The organism is Micromonospora sp. NPDC050276 (assembly GCF_044459545.1).
In the GTDB taxonomy this organism is placed as follows: Bacteria; Actinomycetota; Actinomycetes; order Mycobacteriales; family Micromonosporaceae; genus Micromonospora.
In genome coordinates this window covers 1-1102 of record NZ_JBITJA010000045.1, presented here as the reverse complement: position 1 = coordinate 1102, position 1102 = coordinate 1, and the positions used below count along the sequence as shown (strand labels likewise).

Below are 1102 nucleotides of genomic sequence, written 5' to 3'. Positions count from 1 at the left end.
AGAGGGCGTCTCATTCACGTATTTTGCGAGTGATGCCGCCTTCAGTTATCTCGCCAGGTTGGGGTGGTTTCGTTGGTGATGCGTTTGGTGAGGTTGTCGATCATCGCGATGCGGATCATGCTGGCGGAGTTGTCGGGTAGGGCTTCGTAGTCGCGGGCCAGGCGTCGGTGGAGCATGATCCACCCGAGGGTGCGTTCGACGACCCATCGGCGTTTGACCACCGAGAAGCCTCTGACCTGTGGGTCTTTGATGACGACTTCGACGTCGATGCCGAGGGTGGCGCCGTGTTCGATGACCTTGTTCTTGAAGCCGGCGTCGACCCACGTCTTGGCCAGGGCCGGATGGGTGGTCTTGGTCTGGTTGAGCAGGTCGATGCCGATGGTGTTGTCGCTGGCGCTGGCGGCGGTGACGACGACGGCGAGGAGCAGGCCGAGGGTGTCGGTGACGATGCCACGTTTGCGTCCGACGATCTTCTTGCCGGCGTCGATGCCTTGGGTGGGCAAGGGTGCGTTGGTGGAGGTCTTCACGCTCTGGGTGTCGATCACGGCGGCCGATGGCTGTGCGGCGCGTCCGGCTTTGGTGCGGGCCAGGCCGGTGAGTTGGTAGTTGAGCTGGGTGAAGATGCCGTCGCTGGTCCAGGCGGTGAAGTAGCCGTAGACGGTCTGCCAGGGCGGGAGGTCGTGGGGCAGGTAGCGCCAGGCAATGCCGGTGCGGTTGACGTAGAGGATCGCGTTGAAGATCTCCCGCAGGTCGTGGGTGGCGGTGCGTCCGCCGATGCCGGCGTCGGTGCGGGCCTGACGCCAGGCGGCAAGGCGTGGTGCGATCAGCGCCCAGCGGGCGTCGGACAGGTCGGAGGGGTAGGCAGGTCGCTCAACCATGTCGAAGGTCTACTGTGGAACCGCCGTGCTGGATCGCACCTGCAGTCCGACGATACGAGGGCTTTTCTGAACCAGACACGCTCTGCGGAACGAAGTTGACATATCACTGCGGCATCAGTCGGGGCAAATAGTGTCGATAGACCATGAGTCGGCCGCTCTGCTGGCCTGGCATTCGGCGGACCGAATGCCGCCAATCGCAGGCAGACAAGATCAAAACGCCCAGT

Annotated in this window: 1 protein-coding gene; it reads right to left on the bottom strand. The window is 63.4% G+C overall.

The genetic code is table 11. The features are described 5' to 3' along the window. Window positions 1-41: 41 nt before the first annotated feature. Window positions 42-878, bottom strand: coding sequence for an IS5 family transposase (locus tag ACIBF8_RS32055; RefSeq protein ID WP_396787653.1), 837 nt, complete (start codon window positions 876-878; stop codon window positions 42-44). Window positions 879-1102: the final 224 nt, after the last annotated feature.